The organism is Pseudobdellovibrionaceae bacterium (assembly GCA_019637875.1).
Lineage (GTDB): Bacteria > Bdellovibrionota > Bdellovibrionia > Bdellovibrionales > Bdellovibrionaceae > JAHBUW01.
Genome location: JAHBUW010000005.1, coordinates 1 through 25,202, shown reverse-complemented (window position 1 = coordinate 25,202; position 25,202 = coordinate 1). Strand labels below are relative to the sequence as shown.

Below are 25,202 nucleotides of genomic sequence, written 5' to 3'. Positions count from 1 at the left end.
GGTTCCATGAATCTGAGCACACCCGAAGTTTCGAATGAGTCGATCCTTCCCCGGCAAGAAACGATCACCGATCGCCTTCAGCGCCGCGAGTCCGTTCCGCAAGAAAATCTGAAAAAAATGATACGCGACCTGAACTTGAAGGTCACCGACCAGCGCCTTTTGATCCTGGAAGCGCTCCAGAGCGGCCGCACGCACGTGACCGCCCAAGAGGTCTTCGAGATCGTTCTGTCGAAAGACAATACCGTCGGTTTCGCCACCGTTTACCGCTTCCTGCGCAAGCTCACCGAGAGCAGCTACGTGACCGAGGTCCGTATGGGCGGCTTGCCGGCGCGTTACGAGCTGACTCCGCGTCAGCACCACGACCACATGACCTGCACGCATTGCGGGAAGATCTGCGAGTTCGAGAACGACGAGATCGAAGTGCTCCAGAACCGTGTGGCGGAAAGCCTGGGATTCCAGCTCACGCATCACGTCCTGGAATTGTACGGAGTTTGTCCCGACTGCCAGCGCCGTGAATCGACGATTGCCGGACGCAAACGCGCCTGAGATAGTGGCGGCCTTATGGGCCGCAATATTTTTGAAGATGCCATTGTGATCAAGAACGCCCGCGAGCATAACCTCAAGGGCCTTGATCTTCGCCTTCCCCGAAATCACATCACCGTCATTACCGGTCTCTCGGGAAGTGGGAAGAGTTCCTTCGCCTTCGACACCGTCTACGCCGAAGGCCAACGTCGTTACGTCGAAAGCCTTTCGGCCTACGCGCGCCAGTTCCTTGAACAGCTGAAAAAACCCGACGTCGATTCCATCACGGGGCTTTCCCCCGCGATCGCCATCGATCAGAAATCCGTGGGGACGAATCCGCGCTCCACCGTCGGGACCGTGACCGAGGTCTACGATTATCTGCGCCTGCTCTTTGCAAAGATCGGCGTGCCCGAGTGCCCGACGCACAAAATTCCGGTGGCGTCGCAAACGCCCCAGCAGATCATCGACGAGATCCGCAAACTGCCCGAAGGCACGAAGTTCTACGTCCTTGCGCCCATCGTGCAGGGGAAGAAGGGTGAGTTCCTCGGCGACTTCCAGAAATGGGCGAAACGCGGCTTTCTGAAAGCGAAGGTCGACGGCAAGTTCATCGATCTCGAAACCGCGACGAAACTGCAAAAGACGAAGACCCACGACATCGACCTCGTGATCGATCAACTGGCTTTGAAGGACAACTTCAAACACCGTCTGAGCGAAAGCGTGAACACCGCTTTGTCCATGGCGGGCGGGCGCGTGGTCGTCGAGGACACGAAGGGGCAGCGCTTCTCGTACTCTCTTCACTCATCTTGCCCCGAGTGCGGCTTCAGCTTTCCGGATCTCGAGCCGCGGATCTTCTCGTTCAACAATCCGCGCGGCTATTGCCCCACCTGTTTGGGGCTCGGCACTTTGGATCTCGTGGAAGAGGAAGTCTACGGCGGCGACGGGGACTCGCGGGTTCTCGAGGGCGTGCGCTACAAACTCCGCAATGAGGGCAAGAAGCTCGGCGACGACGAGGAAGAAGAAGAGATCACGGACTTCGCGACCTGTCCCAGCTGCCTGGGCTCGCGGCTACGTCCCGAGTCGCTCAGCATTCGTATCGACGGCACCAACATCGCGACCTTGTCCGAGATGAGCTGCGTGGACCTGAAAGCCTGGGTCGAGCGCATTCCCGTCAAAGACAAAGATAAATTCATCGCGGATAAAATCGTCGCGCAGATCTCGTCACGACTTCAGTATCTGATTCGCGTGGGCTGCGGTTACCTGTCGCTTTCGCGGACGGCGCGGACGCTTTCGGGCGGTGAAGGGCAGCGGATCCGTCTGGCGACCCAGGTGGGCTCGTCGCTCATCGGCGTTTTGTACGTCATGGATGAGCCCTCCATCGGTCTGCATCCCCGGGATCACCACCGGCTGCTCGATATTTTGAAAGAGCTGAAAGAGCGCGGCAATACGATCCTTCTGGTCGAACACGACGAGGATACGATCCGCTCGGCCGATTACGTGATCGACTTCGGACCGCGCGCGGGGAAACTGGGCGGTGAGCTCATGGCCGAAGGCACCCCCGAAGAGATCGCGAAAAATCCGCGTTCCATGACTGGAAAATACCTATCGGGCGTGTTGTCGATCCCTTTGCCTGCGAAGCTGCGTCCTGGAAACGGCAAGTTTCTCGAGGTGAAGGGAGCTTCGGGTAACAATCTGAAAAACGTCGACATGAAACTTCCCCTCGGCACGTTGACCGCGGTCACCGGCGTTTCGGGAAGCGGCAAGTCCACGCTCATCATCGATACGCTGTACCGGGTGCTCGGACAGAAGTTCAACAAGTCGAGCATCAACCCCGCGCCCTTCAAAGAGGTCCACGGGCTGGAGCACCTCGACAAGGTCATCGAAATCAACCAACGCCCCATCGGCCGCACGCCGCGCTCAACCCCCGCGACCTACACGGGGCTGTTCCCTTTGATCCGCGACATGTTCGCGGGACTTCCCGAGGCGCGCCTGCGCGGTTACGAACCCGGTCGTTTCAGCTTCAACGTGAAGGGTGGGCGTTGTGAAACCTGTCAGGGGCACGGCCAGATCCGTCTGGCGATGCACTTTCTGGCGGACGTCTTCGTGATGTGCGAGACCTGCCAAGGCCGTCGTTACAACCGCGAAACTCTGAACGTGAAATACAACGGCAAATCCATCGCGGACGTCCTCGATATGAACGTGGGCGAAGCTTTGGAGTTTTTCAAAAACATCCCGCAGATCGCGCGTAAGTTGGAAACCTTAAACCGCGTGGGTCTTGACTACATGACGCTGGGACAGCCTTCGACGACACTGTCGGGCGGCGAAGCGCAGCGGGTGAAGCTCTCGAAAGAGCTTTCCAAACGCGGCACCGGTTCCACGCTCTATATTTTGGATGAGCCCACCACGGGTCTGCACTTCGAAGATGTGCGTAAGCTCGTGGAGCTCCTGCACGACCTCGCGAATCAGGGCAACACGGTGCTGGTCATCGAACACAATATGGAGGTCGTGAAAACGGCCGACCACGTGATCGACCTCGGCCCCGATGGCGGCTCGAAGGGCGGCCTGATCGTCGCGGCGGGCACTCCTGCCTCGGTGGCCAAGGTTGCGGCCTCCGAGACGGGGAAGTTTTTGAAGCATTATTTTAAGTAAGCGCGTCGCGCGCGCCTAGGCCTTCATTTCGTCCAAGTTGAGGCACGCGACGATTTCGATCGAGTCGCCGCCGAAGACCGTATAGTGCGGGTGACCTTCGAACATCTTCGCGGCCTCTTCGTGCGAGTTCGCCTCGACGATCACGTAACCGGTCAGCGGATTTTTGATGTCCGTGATGCCCTCATCACCCACACGTTTCGTTTTGCCGAGCGGTCCCCCTTGGTCGACGATTTTGTCCGCATGTTTTTGCGCCCAGGCGCCCCACGCGGCCATGCCTTTCGTTTGGCGTTCGGTTTGTTCCGCCGCGCTCAAGGAACTCCACTTGCGATCGAAGGCTTCATCGGTCCCGATGTAAACCGCCAGAAATTTTCTTTTCATGTCGTCCTCCTTAAGTGAACGCGCTCTGACCCGTGATCGCGCGTCCCACCACCAGACTGTTGATCTGCTTCGTGCCCTCGTAAGAATACAAAGCTTCCGCGTCGCCGAGGAAGCGCGCGACCTTGTTCGAAATCAGGATCCCGTTCGCGCCGAGAAGTTCGCGCGAGAGGCTCGTGATCGAGCGGCAGGTGACCGTGCAGAAGACCTTCGCCAGCGAGGCCTGCTCGTCGGTCATCGCGCCTTGGTCCTGCAGCCGGCTCAGTTGGGCGACCATGGTTTGCATGGCGGTCAGCTGCGAAAGCATCTGCGCGAGCAGATCCTGCGTGATCTGGAAACCCGCGATGGGGCGGCCGAACTGACGGCGATTCAACGTATACTCGAGGGTGTGTTCGTAGGCGCCGCGGGCGCAGCCCACGGCTTGCCAGGCGACTCCGGCCCGTGTCGTTTTCAAAACGCGCGCGGTATCTTTGAAGCTATTGGCATTTTGCAGGCGCCGGGATTCGGGGACTTTCACGTCTTTCAAGCGGATGATCGCGTTCTGCACGATCCGGAGCGACATCTTGTCCTCGATCTTTTCGGTCTCGACGCCCGCGGTTTCGCGGTCGACGATGAAGCCCTTGACCTGATGATCGTCATCGTCCTTCGCCCACACGATGATGTGATCCGCGAAGGTCGCGTTCCCGATCCATTTCTTTTCGCCGCGAATCGTCCAGGTGTCGCCACTGCGTTTGCAGGTCGTTTTCAAGCCCATCGAGGCGGCGGATCCCACCTCGGGTTCGGTCAGCGCAAAAGCGCCGATCTTGTCCATCTTGATCATCGCGGGCAGGAACTCGCGTTTCTGCTCGTCGGAACCACAATAGTAAATCGAGTTCATCGCGAGACCGCTATGCACGCCGAAGAAGGTGCAGGTCGACACGTCCACTCGGGCGAGCTCTTGGCCGATCATGCCTTCCAGCAGATGGCTCAGTTCCTGACCGCCGTTGGCTTTGTCGTAGGTGAGTCCCACGATGTTTAAACTTTTCATCTTTTCGATGAGCTGAAACGGAAATTCGCCGCGCATCCAGTATTCGGTGGCGAGGGGCTCGACTTCGGTCTTCGCGAAGTTTTTGACCTTCTCGAGAATCAGCCGCTCATGGGGCGGCAGGAACTCGGCGGTATTGTAAAAGTCCCCGTTGATGGGTGGGAACTTCGGGTTCTTGCGTTTTTTGATCTTACGAACTTGATCGAGCATGAGCAGAAGCTCTTCGCCGTTCAGATCTTTCAAGTAGGCCATCACCGCCGGCGCATTTTTCAAGATGCTGAGTTCGATTTTGCCCTTCTTCTCGGCGTCCTCGAAGGCGGTTTTGATTTTGTTGCCGATCTCTTCCCAAAAGTTCTTTTCCATGGGGACTCCTTAGCGGGGGCGGGGGCGATGGCCGGTCGCCCTATGCTGGTCCCCAGCTTAAGGAGGAGGCTGCGAGTCGTACAAGGCCTCAGTCGGCTTTCGCCACAAATGGCGTGGCGTGTTCGGGCTTGATCGACTCGCGCGAGATGACCGCCGCCGCGCAGGCCGCGAGGATCAAAAACCCCCCGGCCCACTGCATTCCGCTGAAGCGCTCACCCAAAAGGAGGAAGGCGAAGAGCGCCGAAAAGGGGGACTCCAGCAGGAAAATCAAACTCACGAGGTTCGGCGGAAGTTTTTCCTGCGCGCGGATCTGCAAATAGAAGGCGAGCAGGCCCGAGCCGAAGATCAGCGTCACCATCCCGAAGATCCCTAGTGAGTTGAGCGCGCCCAGATCCATGCGGGGTCCCAACGGGATCAAGAAAATCGCGAGGGCTCCCGTCCAGAAGAGCTGCCACAGATTCAAAATATAGGGCGACTTCGAAAGCGGGGCGTACTTCGCCAGAACCAGAATGTGGGCCATGGCCGCGAAGGCCGCTCCCACCGTCAGCGTGTCGCCGAAGTTCCAGTTCTCCCAGTGCAGATCTTGAAACAAAGCGAGACCCACCAGCGCCAGGAAGACCCACAGCGCGTGCCGGGGGCGGGTGCGGTCCTGACGGGTGAAGTGCGAAACGATGGGGACGATGATGACGTACATCGTGGTGATGAAGGCGGACTTCGTCGCTGTCGTCCACAGCAGACCGAAGGTTTGCAGCGCGAGGGTCGCGAACAGCATGATCCCGGGAATCCAGGCGATGCGGCCCTCGTCCTTGATTTTTTGCCAGAGCCCCTCGCGCGTGCGCGCGAAAAGAAAAAGCGGCACGAGGCCGAAGAAGGCCGCGCCCAGAAAGCGGTAGATCAGAATTCCGGGCGCATCCAGGCCCGCGAGTGTCCACATCGTCGCGGTGAAGGCGAAGCCCCACAGCGCGCCGGCGACCGTCAGCTCAATCAAAGGCTTCAACATGGATTTTCGTTTTGTCGAAACCTTCGTTCACGATCAGGCGCTGTTTCACGTCCTTGATCATCGCGGAGTTGCCGCAAAGGTAGAACGTCGTCGGTTTGTTTTGGTAGTCGTACTCCGAGATGAAATCCTGAACGTAGCCCTTCTTGCCGGTCCACGATTCGGACGGGCGCGAGAGGACGAACTCGTATTGGAAATCGGGAAGTTCCTTTTTCAGCGCTTCGAGTTCGGGCTGGTAGTACATATCCTTTTCGGTGCGCACGCCGAACAGCAAGCGGTAGCGGAGGTTCGGGTATTTCTCTTTGCGCGACATCACGTAGCTGTAGTGCTGAGAGAGCCCGGTGCCCGTATTTAAGAAAACGATCTGCTCGGTCGGCGGTTCTTGGAAGAAAACCCGGCCGAAAGGTCCGGTGAACAGCAGCTCTTCATCACCTTTTAACTTCCAGACATAGGTCGAAGCGATGCCGTTCTCGATGAATTTGAAAAGCAGACGAAAGCCGTCCTTCTGCGCGTCGGTCGAGGCGATCGAGTAGGCACGAAGGGCCGGTTTGGGCTCGTTCGGCACGTGCAGCGTGATGAATTGACCCGCTTTGAACGTGAATTCCTGCGGCTCGGTCAGCGTGAGCACCAATTCACGAACGGTCGGGGTGTGATCGATAATCTGCTGCACGCGGGCGCGGTACTGGACGCGAGGACTGACGGCCATAAGTTCACCTTTTTAAGTTCCTGGAAGATGGAATTTTTCATACACTTTAGGGAAGCTGATGGCGAAGTTTTTTTCTTCATTTTTCACAATGATGGTGCTGGCTTGCGGTGCGCTTATGGGGGCCCCCGCAACCGCATTGGCGCAGGGAGCCGAGGATTACACGGTCCCGCTGCGTTTCGACGTCATTGGCGACGGCGTGACTCAACTGCCACTTGAGCTTGATTACGATTTGACCAGCGAAAGCGAATTGAGGATCGGGGACACCGTCATCAGCGCGCAGAGCTTTCAGATGCGCGTAGGGACCCTGGACGAAATCAGCCCGGTCGCCGCTCCCTACGCCGGCGAGGATCTGCGCCGGGGCGTGAATCTTCTTCTGTCTTGGCCTTTGCCCCTGATCCCCGACGGCTACCTGGAGGCGATCGGCCAATCGGGGCGTGTGCTTTGGCAGTCGGCGATTCCCCAATCCGAAGTGCAAAACTGGATCGCCACCACGGCGGAGCTGCGCACGCGGATGCAGGCGAACGTCAAAAAGGAAGACCTCGATGCCAATCCGCTTCTGGCGTCCTCGTGGATCTTTCGTGATTTCCTGACGAACGCGCCGGAGCTGGCCGAGAGCCAAGAGAACTTCCGCGTGTGTATCTCGCGGCAAACGGATCAAGGACAGACCCGTTTATGTTCGGCGTATATGGGGCTGAAGAACCGCAATCGGAAGTGGCATTTGGAAGATGTTCCCGAGCCCAAGAAACCCGCCCGGATCATCAGTTTCCAGAAGCAGTCACCGCTGAAATCGCGTCGTCGCCTGAAGGGACGGGGGCCGGTGCAGTTTCTGGCCGAGCTGAATAACGGATTCATCTACGAGTTCGTGACCCGTCCGCCGAAGATCGAAATCGTCGAGCTCGTTCACGGCGACAAAGAGAACATCAAAATCGTCGGTTTCGGGCAGGCTCCCTCGATGGCGCACCGGATTTTGAATCCTCTCGAAGAGAGTTTCATCATGCGGACCTTCCGCTGGCAGGAAACCATCGGGGACTTCCGCCGCTTCTGGGAAGTGGATGCGCCGAAAGGTCTGACGACCTTGTACTTCCCCGGTCCCTCCGGAGGCCTTTTCAAACAGGTGTTTAAGATCACGCGTCTGCCGCGCGAGACGAGCCGTCCTTTCATCGACTACCGCACCCCCGATTCCACTTACGTGAACGACGCGAAGGTTTACGGGATCCGCGCGGACAAAACGAAAGTCAGTTCCAAAGAGAACTCACTCGAGATGGACGGCGATTCGGCGGACGAATTTTTGTGGCGCTTCAAACATGAAGAGCGCGGGCAGATGAAACGTGCGCACGTCGAAGTTCAAGACGGGGAAGAGACGTTCAAGGCCTACTACGAAATGTACAAGGGCTATCCACGCGAACTCAGCTTCCGCTCTTCGGCGATCTTGGGCTCGGGTGGAAATTTGCTGATCAATGCCGAAGGCGCCTTCAACTATTGGTTCGAGGACCTCTTCGGTTGGTCGAACGCCACCTGGTCCCGTCAACGTTGGGGCTTGGCGACGAAGTACTACCAATCCCTGACGCCGCTTAAAATTTCCAACACGACGGCGCTCATGCGCAACACCACGATCGACCTGAAGTATCGTTTGCGCCCGGGCCTTTGGGGCCGGGACGAGAGCTGGGGTCTGATGATGGGGTATAACGAAAACGTTTACGACATGTTCAAACCCAAGATGCTGGGCGCGGGTTTCTTCTGGGCGCGCTCGATGCCGCGTCTTTTCGACGACCTCTTGAACAAGGTGCCGATCATGCGTTACCCGAAATGGGTCGACATGGATTTCGTCTATTACCCGACGCTCTCGGGTTCGCAAGGGGCCTCGCTCAACCAAATCCCGTCGGGAGGCGGCAACTGGGCGCTCAACTTCCATGGGAAGGTCATGTGGACGAAGAGTTTCTTCGGCGAGGCCGGCTTCGGTATCCGTAACCTGGATCAGAACCAGGACGTCGATTCGGCCCTCGTGCGCCGCCTGCGTTTCCAATTCACCTCCATCTACTACACGATGGGTTTGGGCTATCAGTTCTAGGTCCCCTCTGGCACCGCTCTCGCAAAGCTCCCTTCGACTGAATTTTCATCGCGGTTAACGCACGAAGGAGGCCCACGTGGGCTCGAAAATGGCGACAATTTTGGGGACGCTGTCCGTCTTGTTGACAGTGTCCGCCCTGAGCCCCGCCCAGGCCGCCAGCCTGCGGGCCAGCTGCCACCTTGAGGACAACGCCAACGACCGGATCGAAGGCGTGAACGTGGATGACCGCTATCCGATCGCCTCGGTGTCGAAAATTATGACCGCTTACTGGGCCGTCGCGAAGATGGGACCCCAAGGACGCTTCCCCACACGCGTGTCCATCCGGGTCGTCACCAATGAACTGGCCGACGTGCATTTGACCGGTAGCCGCGATCCCTACATCGGCAAGTGGACCCTGCAATACATGGTCAGCGAGCTGAACCGTTTGGGCGTCACCAAAATCCGCAATTTGACCTACGACGAGAACTTCAAATTCCTGATCGACACCACAGGCGACGTCGCCCACGCCAATTTCGACAACCACGAGCCCGGTCCGGACCGCGTCGGCTCGAATCTGAAAAAGGCTTTTGAGAACATCGCGGGCGGTTACGACGGCCTGAAATCGCGCGTTTCGAAGCTGCGGAAGATGTCGATGCCCGCGTCCATCAAAATGAAGGTCGAATCGATCTCGTTCCTCTCGAAAGAGGACTTCAATCCCTCGCAATACGACTCGGCGTTCACTTACCGTTCGACGGTTCTGCTCGATATCTTGAAAGAGATGAATCGCAATTCCAACAACTACGCCGCGAACAATATTTTCGAGCATCTGGGCGGGCCGGAAAAATTCCGCGAGTTCGTGAAAGAACGCTTGAATCTGGGCACGGACTCTCTGCGGTTCGTTAACGGCTCGGGCGATTCCAAGACGACTGAAAGCGGGAAGATCTACAACGAAGGCACTTGCCGCTCGGTCATCAAGATCTTGCAGGCCCTGCGCGCGGAGCTGAAAAAAACCGGACATGGCCTGCACCACGTTCTGGCCGTTGCGGGACGTAACGCCGCCGGCACGAAAAGTACCGTCGACATGTACAAAAACGAAGAAACCAACGGCGCCCTGATCGCCAAAACCGGAACCGTGAATCCTGCGATCACCTTGGCCGGAATGATGGTCACCGAAGAGGGGAACCTCTACTTCGGTTACATCTACAAAACCAACGGCTCGGGCGGCGATTGGCGAAACGCGCGCCAGAAAATCAAAGTCGCGGTCACCGCGATGTTGAAAGAACACGGCGGCGGTGATCCAATAAGTTCCGTGCCGGAGGCCTTCCTCGCGTTCGATGAGGGCTCGAAATTGACCGCCGTCGATCGGATGAACTGATGAAACGCCTGATCCTGATTTCGATACTTTTCGCGGGAGCTTTCGCGCAAGCGCAAGGCTCGGGCGCGATGAAAGTGAAAGTCGGTACTCAGGCGAAGCCTGCCGCGGCGGCGACCGGTGCGAGCCCCTTCCAGTTCCTCGAGCAGGGACAGAATGACACGCTCTTGGCTTTTCCCGCCGAGTTCCTTCGTGAGGCCGTCAACGAGCACGGCGAAACTCTGCTGATCAAAGCCATCGTGGACGAGAAGATCGAGATCGCCGAAAAGCTGATCCCGAAGTCCAACCTGGCCGCGCTCGACAAGGTCGGTAACGACGCGCTTCTGTACGCGGTCACGGGCGGACAGACGTCGCTCGTGGCGAAGCTTTTGAAGGCGGGCGCGAAAACCGACCGACTCTATGATGAGGCCCGCGAGAACATCGCTTTCGAAGCGGCGCGCGGGGGTGACGTGAAACTCCTCACGTTGCTGCTCAAGCATGACCCGAAGCTCGTCTCGGGCAAAAACAAGGCGGGACAGGGACTCATCGAGGCCGCAAATGCCGCGGCCCAAAGTGAGACGACCCTACTTCTCGCCAAGGACGTTGGCGCCCGCCGCGCGCTCTCGGCCGAGGGGAAAACGGCGCTCTTGAAGGATCTCGCCCGCCAGAAGAAGAATTCCCGCGCCGGTGAAATCCGCCAACTTCTCGAGAGCGCGAAATAAACGCGGACGGGCGCGAGTCCCGTCTTGAGACGCTCAATCACCCCCGCAATTTCACGATTCATAACTTCAGGACCTTCTTGATACGCCGATAAGTTGAAGTCAGCGGGGGAAGATCTGATGCATCCGAAAAACACATTGTTGTCGCACGGGGATATTCCGGACTGGGCGTTCTCATCGACCGAGAGCATTCTCGCGTCCCTGCGCGCGGTGGACCCGACCACGTTCTACCACTGCCTGCGGGTCGGCGAATACGCACGTCACTTGGCGCGCGCCATGGGACTTCCCGATTATCAGCAGCGCCTGGCGCAGTTTTCGGGCCTTCTTCACGACGTGGGTAAAATGGGCGTCGATCAAGCGATCATCCACAAGCCCGGCAAACTCACCGAACTCGAATACGACGCGATGAAATCCCACTCGGTCCTCAGCGAAGAGATCATCCGCCCCATGGCGCACCACGAGTTCTTCCAGCAGGTGCTGCCCGCCGTGCGCGGCCACCACGAGAGAATGGACGGCGAGGGCTATCCCGACAAAAAAATCGGCGACGAAATCCCGCTTCTTTCGCGCCTGATCCTCGTCGTCGACACCCTCGATGCGATGACTCACGACCGCGCCTACCGCAAAGGCCTTCCCATCGACGTGGTTTACCGCGAACTCATCCGCTGCTCGGGCTCGCAGTTCGACATGAACCTCGTCAAAGTCTTCCTCGAAAGCCACAAGCACTGGCAGGGCGAAAGCGCCGACCGCGAGACGCTCGCGCGCGTGGCCCCGTCGGTCACGAACTTGAAGGCGGCCTAACCACGTCACCGCTTTGCGGTCGGGCTGGATCCACGTCACCGCTTTGCGGTCGGGCTGGATCCACGTCACCGCTTTGCGGTCGACGGATTGTGTCCTCTGGACACGCCCGAGGCTCCGCATGGTTTTTATGGGCGTCGGCTTCGCCGAGGGGATTTGCATCGAAGCCTTGCGTTCTGCTTGAAGACCCTGCCGGTGGCGGGGTTTTTGTTTTTGACCCTGGGGGCTTTCGCTCGTGAGAATGAGGTTTTCGGGAGGGCTCATGCGCGCTTTTATTTTTTGGATGGCCTTGGTTTTGGGGTCGGCGGCGTTTGCGCAGGGGCGGAAGGGGCTTTCGGAGCTCCAGCCCGCGACGACGGCGGGGATGCATCCCGTTCAGTATGTGGGGGGTGGGGTCGTCGGCACCTTCGTGGGATTTGGGTTGGGGCATCTGGTGCAAGGGCGTTGGCTGGAGCGCGGTTGGATCTTTTCCGTCGCGGAGCCGCCTTTGATGGTGTTGGGGGCCGCCGCGCTTTTCGCGAATTCCGCGCACACCGGGAAGAGTGAACCGAATGGCCTCGCGATCTTCGGGGCCGCTTTCGTCGGGATGCGGATTTGGGAGGCCGTGGACGTCTGGTACACGCCCTACGCGACCGCGCAGCGCGCCCGTCGCCCCTCACAGGGCCTTTGGATTCAGCCCGAGCCGGGCGGTGGCGCCCAGCTCGTTTACGGATTCAACTTCTAGCGGATCTTATTCGTCGACTCGAAGATCTTGTCGGCCGAGGCCGCGACGAAGCCCTGGTACAGCTTGCCGTCGGGAAGCGCGTAGCGCTTCGCGAACTCATAGTAGCAGCCCGGGAGCATCATCTCGCCATCGTCGAATTTCACCGGGATCTCGGAGGCCATCGTGGAGCTTTGCTCCAAGAACACCGCCGGCGTTCCTTTGATCTCGCCGCCCGAAGCGTTCAGCTTGAAGCCGTTCTTTTTCAAAAACTCGTTCAAGGTCGGCAGATCGTTCAGCTTGCGAAGCGCGTTCACGTTCACGGTGAAGTGATTCGGACGGAAGCCGTGGGCCGCGACCCAGCTCGCATATTCGCTCTCTTTCGCCAGCTGTTCGTAGACGGCCTTCGTCACTTTCCAGGGACGGCCCGCCATCGAAACGTCCGCGCGCTCCAGGAACGACGCGGGAATCTGCTCGGCCAAGGAGTTCAAAGTGTCGCGCACGAAGGGCGACATTTTTTCGAGCTCCAGCTCGCTGATGAAGATCTTCGGCAGCTCCGCATCCGGATGCTCGTAGTGACGGGCGTAGAGTTTTTTATCGGTGAAGACGTAGTCTTGCGGGCTCTCAACGTAACCGAAAGCCTTGAACTGCCGCGCCAGTTGCTGAATTCCCAGGCGGGGGTGGTTAAAAGTGCGAAGCGCGATGTGGTCATTCAGCACCACTTCCCCCTCGCTCACAAAGAGGTCATGAATGCGCTTTGCCGCCGGGTTCAGCTGGCAATAGTCCGTCCACATTTTTGACAGTAATTCTTTCAGCTCAGGCTGGCTCATGGGCTCTCCTAATCCACTCAAATCGAGGGTTTAGGGCGAACTTAGTCCGAATTTTGAGACCTGTCACCAGGGGCCGTTTTCGCCTCGATTCGACGGGATGCATCGGGTATGCTGCGAAGCCAAAGTGTTGACGCGACTTTGTTTTTTCTCTTCATTAGAGCGCCAGCTCAAGAAGGGGGCCGATTGAGCCAGACGTCGTTAAAAGTCAGCCGTTTCACGGGTCAAGCCCAGCGCTTCGCCGGTGCACTGCTGAGCCTCAGTCTGCTCTCGATCTTCGCGCACGCGGAACCCGCGGGTCTCACTTCATCCAGCAGTTTGCAATTCGAGAAAGCCGGAGTCACCGGCGACGCCACGGGCGCGGATGCTTACGTGCGTTTCGAATCCATGCAGTATCCGACGCTGCTGCAAGGCCAAGAGAATCTTTCGCAGTCGAACATGATGGAGGCGGGGCTTAAAGCGGGGACCTCGCTGAACGAGGGCGACACCCTCAGTGCGCAAATGGATCTGGCCGCCGGTCGCTCGCTGAATCTGAACTACAGCTACATCTCGGTTTACGAAGCCTCGGTCGCGATGACGAGTCCGTCGCGCCAATTCAGTCTGCGCTTGGGTCGTCACTTGACCGCGTGGAACGACGCCGACCGCGTTTGGAATATGAACCTGTGGAATCCGACGTTCGCCATGGATGCTCTGCGCATTCAGCAGCAGGGACTCATGGGGCTTTTCCTGGCGGCGAACGGCACTTACCTGCAGGCGCAGGCGTTTTTCTCTCCCGCATTCATTCCGACCATGACCCCCGAGGTCGCGGATCGCAACGGCGAAATCACCTCTGAGTCGCGTTGGTTCCGCTCGATCCCCACGCAGTCCGAGATCATCGGCCGTCCCACACGTTTGTACTACCGCTTGGAGATCCCGCAGATTCAAGAGCTCATCAGCCAGCCCGCGATCGGCGGTCAGATCCGTGTCGGCCGTACCGACACCGGTCCCTGGGCGCGTCTTTCCGTCGCGGACAAAGCGATCAACACGCTCTTCTTCAAATACGATGCGAACTTCCGCACCGCCACCGATCAGCAGGCGCGCGGCGAGGTCGAACTCCGCCCCCTGGCCCAGCGGCACTTGGTGACCGGGCTCGATCTCGGCCTGCAATTCGACGGCGGCGAAGTCGTTTTGAGCCACGTCCAAGATCGCCCGACGCCCGCGAAGATCGACAACCCGCGCTCGAGCGAAGGCCTGGCCACGGACTTCATCCAGCAGTCGCCGCGCCCGCTGCGCGCGACGACGATCCGTTGGGATCAACACAATCTGCGCGTGCCGTTCACGACCTTGCCGCTGCAGGGACGCCTCGCTTACCTGAAGGCCGACGCCGAGCCGACGCTCGATTACGATGCCGCCGGTCAGCAGCAGTCGAGCCTGATCCCGCACCGCTTGAACTACACGAACGCGGTGACCGTGGAAGGCAAAGCGGGCCTGAGCGCCCGTTGGAATCTGGGGCTCAAATACCTGCGCGATTTCGATCAGCGCGGTTCGCAGTGGAATATGGAAGTCTCGTACCATCGCGGATCGTGGATCGCGGTGGTGGGCGGGGACTCGCTCGGCGTGGACGATAGCTCGGTCACGAACGGCGACACCCGTTTCCTGAACTACTACCGTCAGAACGACCGGGTCTACGGAGGGCTTACCTATGTCTTCTAAGCTCAAGCTGAGCGCGGCGATTGTTTCGCTTTCACTTCTGACCTCGTGTACGGTGCCTTGGGGAGAGGATCCCGCCAAACCGGCCGCGCCCGAGACCAAACTCGGTCAAGAGGCCCGTTGCCTTTCGGGTTTGACCCCGATCATCGTGGGTTTCATGGACGGCAGCGCGCCCGCGGACAAAGTCTCGGGGGCGTGGACCTGCTTCGACGACGCCCTGGGGCTTTTCGAGCGCAAAGTTCGCGGTGAAAATCCGCGGCACTATACCGCGCGCGAAGTGGCGCGTTTCTTCGAGGACTACTTCCTGGATCCTGACGTCAAAATCAACGACCGCCTTTTGGTCGAGATCATGCGCTTCAAGCAGCTGTTCGTCGGTGGGGATAACCAGCTCATGACCCGCGAAGAGCTGACGAAGCTGCGTGAGTTCGCACGCCAGATGCGTGCGCTCAGCCTGGAGCTTTTGCCGCAGATGCAGCTTTTGTCCATGAACTGGAAAGTGACCGGCGACAAAAACTTCGCAGCCGATCTGGCCCGTTTTGAAACCGCGAAGGCCGTCGGCACCGCGAGCGTCGAAAAACTCGCCGCGCTGATCGAACCTCAGCAGCAGAAGTACGAAATCCAGAATTTCGTGGTGCTTCTGGAAGAGCTCCAGAAGGTTTTTAAGACCGATTGGTCTTTCACGAAGAATTTGAAACGTATGCTGCCGCTTCTGACCCGCCTGAAGGGCGCGCTCACGGGCACGCAGGAAGCCGTTATCCAACCGAAGGACTGGCGGAAGTTCGGGGGCCTGGGCGCCCGCAGCTACCTGCAGTACCTGCGCTACTACTATTTCTTCGAGAACAACCCCCACCGCGAAAAGGACCCCGAGTTGATCTTGGTCTTCCGTTCGGTGGACGATCTGCTCGGCATGGTCGGCGACATCCTGACGCAAAAAGCGAGCGCGCAATTGCAGCGGGACGAGATCATCTCCGTACTGCGTGCGGTGGCCGACGTCTTCCCGCAGTTCACAATTCCCGAGTCCTTCGTCGACGAAATCTTGAAGGTGAAAAAGCTCCTTTTCGGCGGCGAGATCTCGGCCCTGACACCCGCGGACCTCAGCCGGGCGCGCGTGAAACTCGAAAACTTCCGCACGCTCGCGAACCTGCTACTCAAAAACTCGCTGATCCTGGAAGGGAAGTGGAAGCCCGAGCTGCTGCCGAATTCCCAGGCCCGTATCGAATTTGAAGGCGCCGAAAAAGGCGTGCTCGAGTTCATGCAGGTGCTCTCGCCGCTGCTGGAAAGCGACTATGACCTGCGGGACTTCGGTCGCTTGATCGAATCCTTCGAGCTCGCGTTCCCGCCGAAGAAGCCCGAAGAGGCCTTCTCGCCCCGGATCCAGAAGCTGATGCCCCTCGCCCTGAAGGCGAAGGCCTTGGTGCTCGCGACCGAAGGGAGCATCGTGAAGCAGGCGGACTGGCCGTTTTTGACGGAAGTCCTCGGCAAGGCTTACCTGCGACTGCTGGAGTATGAATATTTCCTGAAAGACGCTTCTTTCTTCCGTTCGCCGGGCCTTCCCCAGTTCGAGATTTGGGTGCGGGGACTCAGCGACGTTTTGGAAGCGACCTTCCGGGCCCGCGGTCGCGGCGAAGCCAAAGGGATCTCGGTCAGCGAGCTGCAATCGGCGGTGAAAGCCTTCGATGCCGCCGGCTATTGGCCCGAGGTCTTCCCCGCCGACGCGGCCAATGATTTGATCCCGATTCTGATCAAGCGGGCGCTCACGCCGCCGGCGGATCGCGCGCGTGGCAAATACCAAACGGGCCTGGGCCCGGTGGGGCTGCAGGTCGTGAACAACGAACTGAAAGTCTACTTCTCGGTGCAAAAGAAGATGGACGCGCTTTTGACGGCGGACCCCCGCCTGAGCCACGGCGACCTTCAGCGCGCCTTCGCGAAGAACGACAGCCTGGGCGATTCCGAGATGATGCGTCTGGTGCAAGGCCCGGTACCGCTCGCGTTCGACGCCCAGGGGCGTCTGTTCCTGGGCGCGGGCTCGCAGATCGCGTACTCCGAGTCGTCTTTGAACCGGATCAATCTGCTGCGTGCGGGCGTACGTTGGGCGATTCGCGCTTACGGCAGCACCTCGTCGGCGGACAAACTGCATGGACTGACCGAAGAGCAGTTCCAACGCGCCTTCATGGAGTTCCGGCCGGGACTCGTCAGCATGGGCCTCATCGATCCGACCAATACGACCTTCGCGACCAGCCGTTTCCTCGAGGGAAACCTCTTCACGCCTTATTCCGACGGGGACAACTTCCTCGACTACAACGAGGCGGGGACGCTCGCGATCCTCATTCTGTCGGGACAAACGGTTTACGGTCAGATGAAGGCCGATATCCACACGCACTGCCGCGTGAAAAATACGAAGACCCCTTACTACGGTGTCGATTGCGCGCTGGAAGTGATGCGCCGTCGCTCGGGCAAGGCCTTCGCGGCGATGCCCCGGATGGTCCAACTTTTCCAAGGGGATAAGGCTCGCAATATCGCCTTGCTCGACGAGGTCTTGCGTGCGTCCGGTTGGGTGCCCAATGCCCAGCGGATCGCGAAGTCGACCGAGCTTTCGCTCGTGCCCCACGTGATTCAATACATCGAATCGCTTTTCCGCCGGTGGGATCGCGATGGCAACGCGGTCTTGGATCGCACCGAGGCGATGCGCGCGTATCCGATGTTCCAAACCCTGCTGAAGAAGGTCTCGAATCTGGATGACGAAAGCTACGTCAAGGCGGCCTACGCCTATATCCTCGTTAACGGCAAACCGCCGGAAACCTTCTGGGAGAAGTTCGACTTCGCGTCGAACTGGGTGAACAAAGAGGACAAGTGGCCGATCTCGGCCGATCGCTACCGGATCTCGAACATTCTGGGATTCATCGCCGACAGCGTCCGCAAAGGAAACGCGGCCGCGAAGAAACAAATCCAACAGGAAGATCGCGGCGATCAACGCTCGCGCTAAAAAACAAAAACCGGAAAGGGAGCCTTTCCGGTTTTTTGTTTTTGATCACGCCGATGAGCGCTTCTAGCGCCAGCCCGTCGGCAAGTTATTCAGATACATCATGCTCTCGACGGGAATGGGTTTCTTCTCGTTGTATTTGGCCGAGGGCTTTTTGTTGTAGGGATTGATGATCTCCCCTTTGATTTCGAAATAGATGAGCTGACCGATCGGCATCCCCGCGTAGACGCGGACGGGCTGCTTCACCGAAATTTCCAGCGTCCAATAGTTGCAGAAACCGACGTCGCCTTTGCCCGCGGTCGCATGGATATCGATCCCCAAGCGGCCCACCGAGGATTTTCCCTCGAGGAAAGGAACGTGTTTCAGCGTTTCGGTGTATTCCTCGGTCACGCCCAAGTAAAACTCATGGGGTTGCAGCACGAAACCCTCGGGAGGGATCTCGAAGTGTTTGATCGTGTTGTGCGATTTGGAGTCGAGAACTTCGTTTTCGTAACGGGCCAGGGCCGCGCCCAAATGCACGTCATAGGAGTTCGATCCGAGGCAATCACGACGAAAAGGCGAGATCACGATCTCGCCTTTTTCGATAGAATTCAGAATTTCCTGATCCGTGAGAATCATGTAAGCCGGAACTTACTTGGTTTCGCGGTGCAGAGTGTGACGCTTCAGATTCGGATTGTACTTCTTTTTCTCAAGACGACCCGGAGTCTTTTGACGGTTCTTCTTGGTCGTGTAGCGCGACGGGGGTTTGCCCTCTCCGCGAGCTTCAGTGCATTCCAAAGTGACGATGATACGTGCGTTCTTTTTTGCCATAATTTCCTCAACAGAAAGGGTGGGTCTAGCAAACTTTACGGACCCCTGCAAGATCAAAAAAGGCTTCTGATTTCGCGGGGCTTGCCCGTTCTTCGGGAAGAGGCTATGCCCAGCCTCGGAGGTCCCATGCCCCTCATTCGCGCGATTGCCTCGATCTTGATCATCCTTTTGGGCTTCGTGGCCCACGCTCAAGAACTGAAAGACGGTCAAAACCTGCGGCCGCAGACCCTTCAAGATGTGGCGGACCGAGTGGCTCCGGGGACGATCCTCGTTCTGGGTGAGGCCCACGACAATGCGGTTCACAGCGCGCAGCATGTGGCGCTGCTGCAAGAGCTTCGCGGGCGCGGACTCAAAGTCAGCGTCGGGATGGAGTTCCTTGAATACCCGGCGCAAGACGCGCTCGACCGCTATCTGCGCGGGGAACTCGCGGAAGCGGATTTCTTGAAGGAGGCGGGGTGGGGCGGTTCGAATTTCGCCTACTACCGCGAGCAAATCCGCTTCTCTTTGGGCGGTGAGGGATGGACTTACGCGCTCAATTCGCCCCGCGTTCTCTCCTCCAAGATCGCGCGTGGGGGGCTGGAGTCGCTGAGTGCGGAAGAGTACGCGCTTTTACCGCCGCAGTTTTCGCGCGGGAATGACGGCTATTTCGAGCGCTTCCAAAACGCCATGGGCGGGCACGGTCCGAAGGGCGATGCCCTGGAGCGCTACTTTCTGGCGCAAAGCTTGTGGGACGACACGATGGCGTGGAAGGCGCTCGAAGCGCTTCGTCGCGATCCGGCGCAGGTGCTGGTCATCATCGTGGGCGAGTTTCACGTGCAGTACGGCGGTGGACTTCCGGATCGGCTGCGTGCGCGCGGCGCGAACGCGGTGGTCACGCTCTCGCAGTTGAATGTGGAAGGCGCCAGCGCCGAAGAGATCGAAGAGGCCACGCGCCCGACGGGAGTCTACGGTCCCCGCGCCGACTTCCTTTGGATCTCGCGTTTTTAGGCCTGGATCAAAGCCCGGGCGGGACGATCCCCCATCAACCCGCTTGTGTCGGGCGGGAAATTTCGTGAGAATGATCCATATGTTCCCACCGACCACGAAGGTTCTTGTCGTTGACGATATGCCCACCATCCGCGATTTGGTGAAAAACCAGCTCAAAGCGCTGGGTTTCAAAAATATCGTCGAGGCGTCGGACGGGGAAGCGGGGCTGAATCTGGTGATGAACGCCGCGTCCGTGGGACTGCCGATCGAGCTCATCGTGTCGGATTGGAATATGCCCAAGATGACCGGCCTCGAGTTTCTGCGCCAAGTCCGCGCGAGTGAGTCTCTTGGCAAAACCCCTTTCATTCTTCTGACCTCGGAATCCGAGCGCGATCAGGTCACCGAAGCGATTCTCGCCGGTGTCAGCCAGTACATCGTGAAGCCGTTCGCGGCGAAATCTTTTGAAGAAAAACTTCGCGCCGTGTGGGCGAAGGTTGCCGCCGCAAAATAGAAATTATGCGACTTTAAGGAAAGCGGGAACGTCCGTCAGCCACGGAACGTCGACCATACACGCGGTGCCTTGTCCGGGGACCGAGGTAACCCACGCCCGACCGCCCAGTTCGTTCGCGGTGTGTTTGATCGCATCCATACCCACGCCACGTCCCGAAAGGGCCGTCACTTGATCCCGTGTCGAAAACTCGGAATCGAAAACGTGTTGGATGACCTGCGCGTCGGATTCGACGCTGGTGTCGAAACCTTTTTTGGCCAAGCGGTCGCGGATTTTCGACGGATCGATGCCGTTACCGTCATCTTGAATGCGCAAGAGCAGACGTTCACCGTTCTTTTCGAGCGTGAGTGAAATACGTCCCGCCGGGTTTTTGCCCCGTTGCTCGCGCACGTCGGGCGTTTCGATGCCGTGATCGACGGCGTTGCGGAACGCGTGCACGAGGCTTGCGATCAAGCGTTGGTAGGGCTCCGGCCAGAAAGCGAAGTCGGGCGTGTCGATCGAAAGCGGCAGGACGACTTTCCCCAGCTGCGAAGCCGCGCTCTGCACGGTGTCGTTGAAATGCGCGAAAACTTGCGCCGATTTTTCGGTCAGAAAGCCTTCGAAGAAGCGGGTGCGCATCACGGGGGTTTTGAGCCCGTCATAGAATTTACGCAGCTCTTCGATCCGCACTTCGCGGGTCGCGCCGCCGGCCTCGCCGCGCGAACCCAGGATCGCGTCGGTATTCGCCAGGAATTGCCGGAAACTTTCGTCGATAAGGCCCACTTGGCGATGCAAGGGCGATAGATTTTCGGCCGAGGGGCTTTCGTGCCAGTGCCCCAAGATCTCTTCGCCTTCGTGAATCCGGTCGACCAGATCCTGCACCGAGAAGCTCGCGGCGCCGCCCTTCAGCGTGTGGAGGGCGCGGAAGGTGACGTCATACGCGGGCTCGGGGGCTTCGAGTTGTTCATGAATTTCGCCGATGATCGCTTCCGCTTCACGGATGAAGCCCAGAACCTGGCGGCGGTTTTTCACGAGTTCGAGGACCATCTTCGATTGCGCGCGGTCCAACTCGGCTTGCTTTTGCGCGCGGACCAGATCGGTCACGTCGGTGCCGACGAGGACCAAACCTTCGATCGCGCCGCCTTCGGTGCGCAACGGGAAATACCCCAGATCGATCGACCGGTAACCGCTGTGCGCATATTTGGGAGGGGCCAGCGGGGCCAGGTCTTCGAACGGGAGCATTTCGGCGAAAGCGGTCGCCATCCAACGCTGGAAGGCTTTCGTTTCGTTTTCGGATTGGCGCAGCACCTCGTGGATGCTTTTGCCGCGCGGATCGGTTTCAAAAATGTGTTCGCAGGCTTTGGAGGCGATTTCCAGGCAGCGCCCTTGTCGATCGAAGATCAGGAAACCCTGACCCAAACTGTCGAGCAGCGCCTTCATTTGCGAGTTGATCGCGCTCAACTGCGCGGTGCGCTCGGCGACCATCTTTTCCAAGTTGCGAGAGTAGTCTTCGAGTTTTTTCTGCGCCTCTTCGAGCGCTTGGATGACGTGCTCTTTTTTCTCGAGTTCCGCGCGGTATTTGCGCTGGAGCGTTTCTTCAAGAGTCACGTCACGGAAAAACACCAGCCACCGGGGCGATCCGTCTTCGGGATCGGGCGGCAGGGGTTGCAATGTCAGCTGCACGCGACCGGTTTTGCCGCCGTCCATTTCGAATGAGGTTTCCTGGTAGGGCGAGGCGTCCTGGACCTGGGTGATGTCGTTCAGCGCCTCGATGTTTTCCGTGAAGCGGAAAAGCTCCTTAATATAAGGACGGGAGCGCATGAGTTTCCGCACGCTTTGATCGCAAATGAGCGCTGCGGGCTCATTGCAATAGCGAACCCGGCCCTCTTGATCGAGGACGAACGTGGGTTCGAGCAGCGTATCGAAAATCTTCAGATCCATCAGTTGCCGTTTCCTTCGGCCTTACGACCGTTGAAAATGGTGAGCGAACGCACCTCGCTCCAATGCGATTCGCGTTCGTCGTTTTCCGCTTTGACGCGCCAATAGAGTTTACCGGCGGGCATCGCTTGTCTTACTAAATATCGGAGATCGTCGGTCCGGACTGAAATGAGCGGTCGTTTGAACGCCTCGTCCGTGGACACTTCGACCTGATAGCGGGTGGCTTCGCGGACTTTCGTCCACCCCATATAATAGACGGTGTCTTTGTCCTGGAAGAAAAGTGTCACATTGTTCATCGGTTCCTTCAAAACCGGCGAACCGAGCGGAATCTTATATTCATAGATGAACTGCTCGACGTTCGAGTATGGGCTGATCGGTTCCGAGACACCGTTCAGGGCGCGCACCCGAACATGGTAAGTTCCGGGTTTGGTGACCTTGAGCGCGCCCTTGGTCGCCTTCGTGTTGAACGTGATCGGGTCGCGGAAATCCGCGTTCGGCGAGATGTTCACTTCGTAGCCCTGGGCGATCGTGACTTTCGACCACAGCATCTTGAGTTCGACCTGCGACGGCGGATCGTTCGGGCGTTGACCCAACGTCTTGACGCTGTCGATCGGTTTCAGCACGGGTGTCGAGATGCTGGTTTCGACCGAGCCCACCATCGACGGCAGACCGGGTTTCCCGTCCTTCGTCAAGCCGCGCACGCGGTAGTAGACTTGACCGCCTTGATTCGGGCGGAAGTTGAGTTTGTTGTCATCGAGATCTTGTTTCTCGACGTCGGGACCGAAGGTCGCGCTCTTCGAAAATTCAATGCGGTAATTTTTCGCGCCCTTGACGCGCGACCACTGCAGCTCCGCGGACTTCTGCGCGTCACCGTCGATGACCTGTTGCGGTTTGGCGAGCACGGGGGCCTCGAGTGTCGGGGCCTCGCGGAACTTCACCTGCACCTCGAGCGGTGAACTCCAAGGTGTCTTTACGGTTTTTGCCTCGTCGGATTCGGGATCCAGTTTCACCCGGACGCGCGCGTAGTATTTTCCTTCGGTCGTGAACTCGAAGCGGGCCTGCGACTTGCGAATGCCATGATCGACCATCGGTGTTTTGAAGGCGGGATCTTTCGCGACCTGAATGTCGTAGCCGACGCCCTTGACGGGATTGTTCGCGGGGATGACCCAGTTGAATTGCACGCGCGCTTTTTCCGAGGGATTCCCGTCCGCATCGAGGCTGATCTGGTACTGCGAACGGTTGCGCGGTTGGGTCCACTCGATACCGACTTGCGCGGGCAGTTCCGGTGTGGGGGTGGGTGTCGGCGTCGGGACCGGTGTGGGAGTCGGAGTGGGCGTAGGGGGCGGCGTCGCGACCGGAGTCGGTTTCGGGGTCGGCTTGGGCGTGGGTGTCGGTTTCACGCCCGCGGTTTCGCCGGCCAAGACGCGCTGTTTGGTTTTGTTTTTGTCTTCGATGTTCAGTTCACCCGAGACGACTTTGATCGCGACGTCTTCACCGGCCTTCTTGCCGATTTCGACGACCGCGTTCTGACCGTTCAGGCTCAGCGTTTCCCCATCGACTTGAATCATGAGGGAGCTGTTGTCGGCGATCTGCGATTTCACGCTACCGAATTTCAGATCCAGGGTCAGATCTTTCTGTCCCGGCACGAAGACCACGAGCGAGTTTTCCTGCAGCGTGATTTCGCTTCCGTCGTTCAGCTCAACCCGCGCCGAAGATTTCGCGCCCGTGAATACGCCGTCGCCCCAGCCCAGAATTCTCGTGCGTCGTACGTTGCGCCATTGGAAATCTTGATTCTGCTTGTGACGAACGTCGTTCGTGATGGGAACGACTTGTCCGATGGGAGTGATGTCACGTTCACTGAGTGAATCCATCAACAGCGAATCGTCGTACAAAAGAAAAAGCAATCCGACGAGAGCCAAGAGGGCTCCCAATAGGATCGATCGTTCTTTGGAATCAAACTGCTGTAACATCATCAAGCTCTTGGATTCTTTTCGGTTTTAGGTCGAAAACATTCAGGGACAGAGGTCCTGGACCAGTCGACAAACGCGAAAAAAAATCGTGAAATAGATGCACCCATGTCGCAGCCCAGATCACTCTCGATTCGAGTTAAAATTTTGCTGCTTTTGACGCTGCTTCCGCTGTGCGTGCTCGGGGCATATCTTTACATTGCGATCGAAGTCTTTCAGAACGACAAAATTGCGTACGTTTTCGAAGGCACGAGCGCCTTCTCCAAGACGTTAAGCCAGCAGACCTCCACGGATCTAAACTCGATCCTCACTTCGGCCCGGCCCATTCTCCAGGACTTCGGTGAGCGCCAGGTCTTCGGTCCGGTCTCGCGCAGTTTGCTTCAAGTTGAGAGTCCGCTTCTTTGGGTTGCGGCTTTCGCCCAGGACGAGACAGGGCGTTTCGTCCAGCGCGCGATGGTTTCGCGGGATATGCCCGCCGCAAGTCCAGTGAGCGCTCCGGCCGTCGTACCGACACCGGTCCCTTCGGCGAGTTCGCCGGTCGAGGCCGGGTCGGGGGCGACGGCGGCATCCGGGGCCGTCGCCGGTTCGGGTATTTTCACGGAACCGGCGGTGGCCGCGACTCCCGTGCCGACCCCGCCGGCGCCGAAAGTGGCGGGGCAGCCGACGGCTTCGCAGTTGAAGTTGGAACAGATTTTATCCAAAGGAAATTTGCTCGAACAGATTCCGCACGCGAAACGTTTGGTCGCGATTCCGCTGAACGAAGACAACTTGCTGATCGGCGAGTACGTCGACGATCCCCTGAACGGCCGCCGTTACATTTTTCTGATCTACGCCAAGTCGGTGGATCTTTTCCAGGCGTTCCGTTCACCCGGAGCTTCGGAAAATTTCTTGATCGACAGCCAGGGCCGGATCCTGATCGGGCCGTCCGAAAGCGAAGGCAAGGCTCTCGAGACGCGCTTCGCCGTCGGTTTTCTGAACGCGAAGGAAGCGCCCCAGCCCGCGGGGACCGAAGAGGTCGTCGATCCGAAGGGTGAAAGCTTCCTGGTTTCCTTCGCGCGCATCAACTTCGGTCAGCTGGCGGTCGTCTCGGCGGTTCCGAAGAAAGCGGCGCTGCAAGCGGTGACGATCCTGATCCGCAAATCGATCATCTTCTTCGCGGTTCTGATTTGTATGACCGTGATCATTTCGCTCGTGGCTTCGAAAAGCCTGACCGCCGCGCTGACCCAGCTTTTCCAGGCGACGCAACGGGTGGCGCAGGGACGCTTCGACATTCGCGTGAAGGTGAACTCGAAC

General features: G+C 58.7%; 21 protein-coding genes. 12 read left to right on the top strand and 9 right to left on the bottom strand.

Features of this window, described 5'->3' with window-relative positions; genetic code table 11:
* Nucleotides 1-6: 6 nt before the first annotated feature.
* Entirely contained in the window at nt 7-546 is a 540-nt protein-coding gene (locus tag KF767_07785) for a transcriptional repressor (GenBank protein ID MBX3017772.1), read from the top strand.
* A gap of 15 nt (nt 547-561) precedes the next feature.
* Complete coding sequence (gene uvrA, locus KF767_07780) at nt 562-3,168, top strand: excinuclease ABC subunit UvrA (GenBank protein ID MBX3017771.1); 2,607 nt, start codon at nt 562-564, stop codon at nt 3,166-3,168.
* A gap of 15 nt (nt 3,169-3,183) precedes the next feature.
* Here the strand turns inward: uvrA and KF767_07775 are convergent, their stop codons facing one another.
* The 4 genes from KF767_07775 to KF767_07760 form a co-directional block, all read right to left on the bottom strand.
* Complete coding sequence (locus KF767_07775) at nt 3,184-3,546, bottom strand: hypothetical protein (protein ID MBX3017770.1); 363 nt, start codon at nt 3,544-3,546, stop codon at nt 3,184-3,186.
* Nucleotides 3,547-3,556: 10 nt separating this feature from the next.
* A complete protein-coding gene (locus tag KF767_07770; GenBank protein ID MBX3017769.1) occupies nt 3,557-4,930 on the bottom strand; it encodes an acyl-CoA dehydrogenase family protein in 1,374 nt (457 codons plus the stop codon).
* Between the two features lie 88 nt (nt 4,931-5,018).
* Nucleotides 5,019-5,930, bottom strand: coding sequence for a DMT family transporter (locus tag KF767_07765; GenBank protein ID MBX3017768.1), 912 nt, complete (start codon nt 5,928-5,930; stop codon nt 5,019-5,021).
* A complete protein-coding gene (locus KF767_07760) occupies nt 5,911-6,633 on the bottom strand; it encodes a phenol 2-monooxygenase (protein ID MBX3017767.1) in 723 nt (240 codons plus the stop codon). The genes KF767_07765 and KF767_07760 overlap by 20 nt, the downstream gene beginning before the upstream one ends.
* Nucleotides 6,634-6,691: 58 nt before the next feature.
* On the opposite strand from KF767_07760, the gene KF767_07755 reads away from it, so the two are divergent.
* The 5 genes from KF767_07755 to KF767_07735 all read left to right on the top strand — a co-directional run bounded on the left by KF767_07755 (nt 6,692) and on the right by KF767_07735 (nt 12,269).
* Nucleotides 6,692-8,701, top strand: coding sequence for a hypothetical protein (locus KF767_07755; GenBank protein MBX3017766.1), 2,010 nt, complete (start codon nt 6,692-6,694; stop codon nt 8,699-8,701).
* A 76-nt stretch (nt 8,702-8,777) separates the two neighbouring features.
* Nucleotides 8,778-10,055 carry a D-alanyl-D-alanine carboxypeptidase gene (locus tag KF767_07750; protein MBX3017765.1) on the top strand — a complete coding sequence of 426 codons (1,278 nt, stop codon included), beginning with the start codon at nt 8,778-8,780 and terminating at the stop codon, nt 10,053-10,055.
* On the top strand, nt 10,055-10,753 hold the full coding sequence (locus KF767_07745) for a hypothetical protein (protein ID MBX3017764.1): 699 nt from the start codon (nt 10,055-10,057) through the stop codon (nt 10,751-10,753). Before KF767_07750 ends, KF767_07745 begins: the two co-directional genes overlap by 1 nt.
* A gap of 117 nt (nt 10,754-10,870) precedes the next feature.
* A complete protein-coding gene (locus KF767_07740; GenBank protein ID MBX3017763.1) occupies nt 10,871-11,548 on the top strand; it encodes an HD-GYP domain-containing protein in 678 nt (225 codons plus the stop codon).
* A 259-nt stretch (nt 11,549-11,807) separates the two neighbouring features.
* The gene (locus KF767_07735; GenBank protein MBX3017762.1) at nt 11,808-12,269 is read left to right on the top strand and encodes a hypothetical protein; all 462 of its coding nucleotides are present in this window, start codon (nt 11,808-11,810) and stop codon (nt 12,267-12,269) included.
* Here the strand turns inward: KF767_07735 and KF767_07730 are convergent.
* Nucleotides 12,266-13,075 (bottom strand): DUF1338 domain-containing protein, encoded by an 810-nt coding sequence (locus KF767_07730; GenBank protein ID MBX3017761.1) that lies wholly within the window; start codon nt 13,073-13,075, stop codon nt 12,266-12,268. The genes KF767_07735 and KF767_07730 overlap by 4 nt on opposite strands.
* 183 nt (nt 13,076-13,258) lie before the next feature.
* On the opposite strand from KF767_07730, the gene KF767_07725 reads away from it, so the two are divergent.
* The gene (locus KF767_07725; GenBank protein MBX3017760.1) at nt 13,259-14,764 is read left to right on the top strand and encodes a hypothetical protein; all 1,506 of its coding nucleotides are present in this window, start codon (nt 13,259-13,261) and stop codon (nt 14,762-14,764) included.
* Nucleotides 14,754-17,744 (top strand): hypothetical protein, encoded by a 2,991-nt coding sequence (locus KF767_07720; GenBank protein MBX3017759.1) that lies wholly within the window; start codon nt 14,754-14,756, stop codon nt 17,742-17,744. The genes KF767_07725 and KF767_07720 overlap by 11 nt, the downstream gene beginning before the upstream one ends.
* A gap of 63 nt (nt 17,745-17,807) precedes the next feature.
* Here the strand turns inward: KF767_07720 and KF767_07715 are convergent, their stop codons facing one another.
* Both KF767_07715 and rpmG read right to left on the bottom strand, forming a co-directional pair.
* On the bottom strand, nt 17,808-18,359 hold the full coding sequence (locus tag KF767_07715) for a dCTP deaminase (protein ID MBX3017758.1): 552 nt from the start codon (nt 18,357-18,359) through the stop codon (nt 17,808-17,810).
* Between the two features lie 12 nt (nt 18,360-18,371).
* Nucleotides 18,372-18,551 carry a 50S ribosomal protein L33 gene (gene rpmG, locus KF767_07710; protein MBX3017757.1) on the bottom strand — a complete coding sequence of 60 codons (180 nt, stop codon included), beginning with the start codon at nt 18,549-18,551 and terminating at the stop codon, nt 18,372-18,374.
* Between the two features lie 126 nt (nt 18,552-18,677).
* On the opposite strand from rpmG, the gene KF767_07705 reads away from it, so the two are divergent.
* Nucleotides 18,678-19,538 carry a ChaN family lipoprotein gene (locus KF767_07705; GenBank protein MBX3017756.1) on the top strand — a complete coding sequence of 287 codons (861 nt, stop codon included), beginning with the start codon at nt 18,678-18,680 and terminating at the stop codon, nt 19,536-19,538.
* 79 nt (nt 19,539-19,617) lie between these two features.
* Entirely contained in the window at nt 19,618-20,028 is a 411-nt protein-coding gene (locus tag KF767_07700) for a response regulator (protein MBX3017755.1), read from the top strand.
* Nucleotides 20,029-20,031: 3 nt separating this feature from the next.
* Here KF767_07700 and KF767_07695 read toward each other — a convergent pair whose 3' ends face one another.
* Both KF767_07695 and KF767_07690 read right to left on the bottom strand, forming a co-directional pair.
* The gene (locus KF767_07695; protein ID MBX3017754.1) at nt 20,032-21,945 is read right to left on the bottom strand and encodes a PAS domain-containing protein; all 1,914 of its coding nucleotides are present in this window, start codon (nt 21,943-21,945) and stop codon (nt 20,032-20,034) included.
* On the bottom strand, nt 21,945-23,861 hold the full coding sequence (locus KF767_07690; protein MBX3017753.1) for a FecR domain-containing protein: 1,917 nt from the start codon (nt 23,859-23,861) through the stop codon (nt 21,945-21,947). The genes KF767_07695 and KF767_07690 overlap by 1 nt, the downstream gene beginning before the upstream one ends.
* A gap of 156 nt (nt 23,862-24,017) precedes the next feature.
* Here KF767_07690 and KF767_07685 point away from each other — a divergent pair.
* Nucleotides 24,018-25,202: hypothetical protein (locus tag KF767_07685; GenBank protein MBX3017752.1), on the top strand; the 1,185-nt coding region annotated here is incomplete at its 3' end.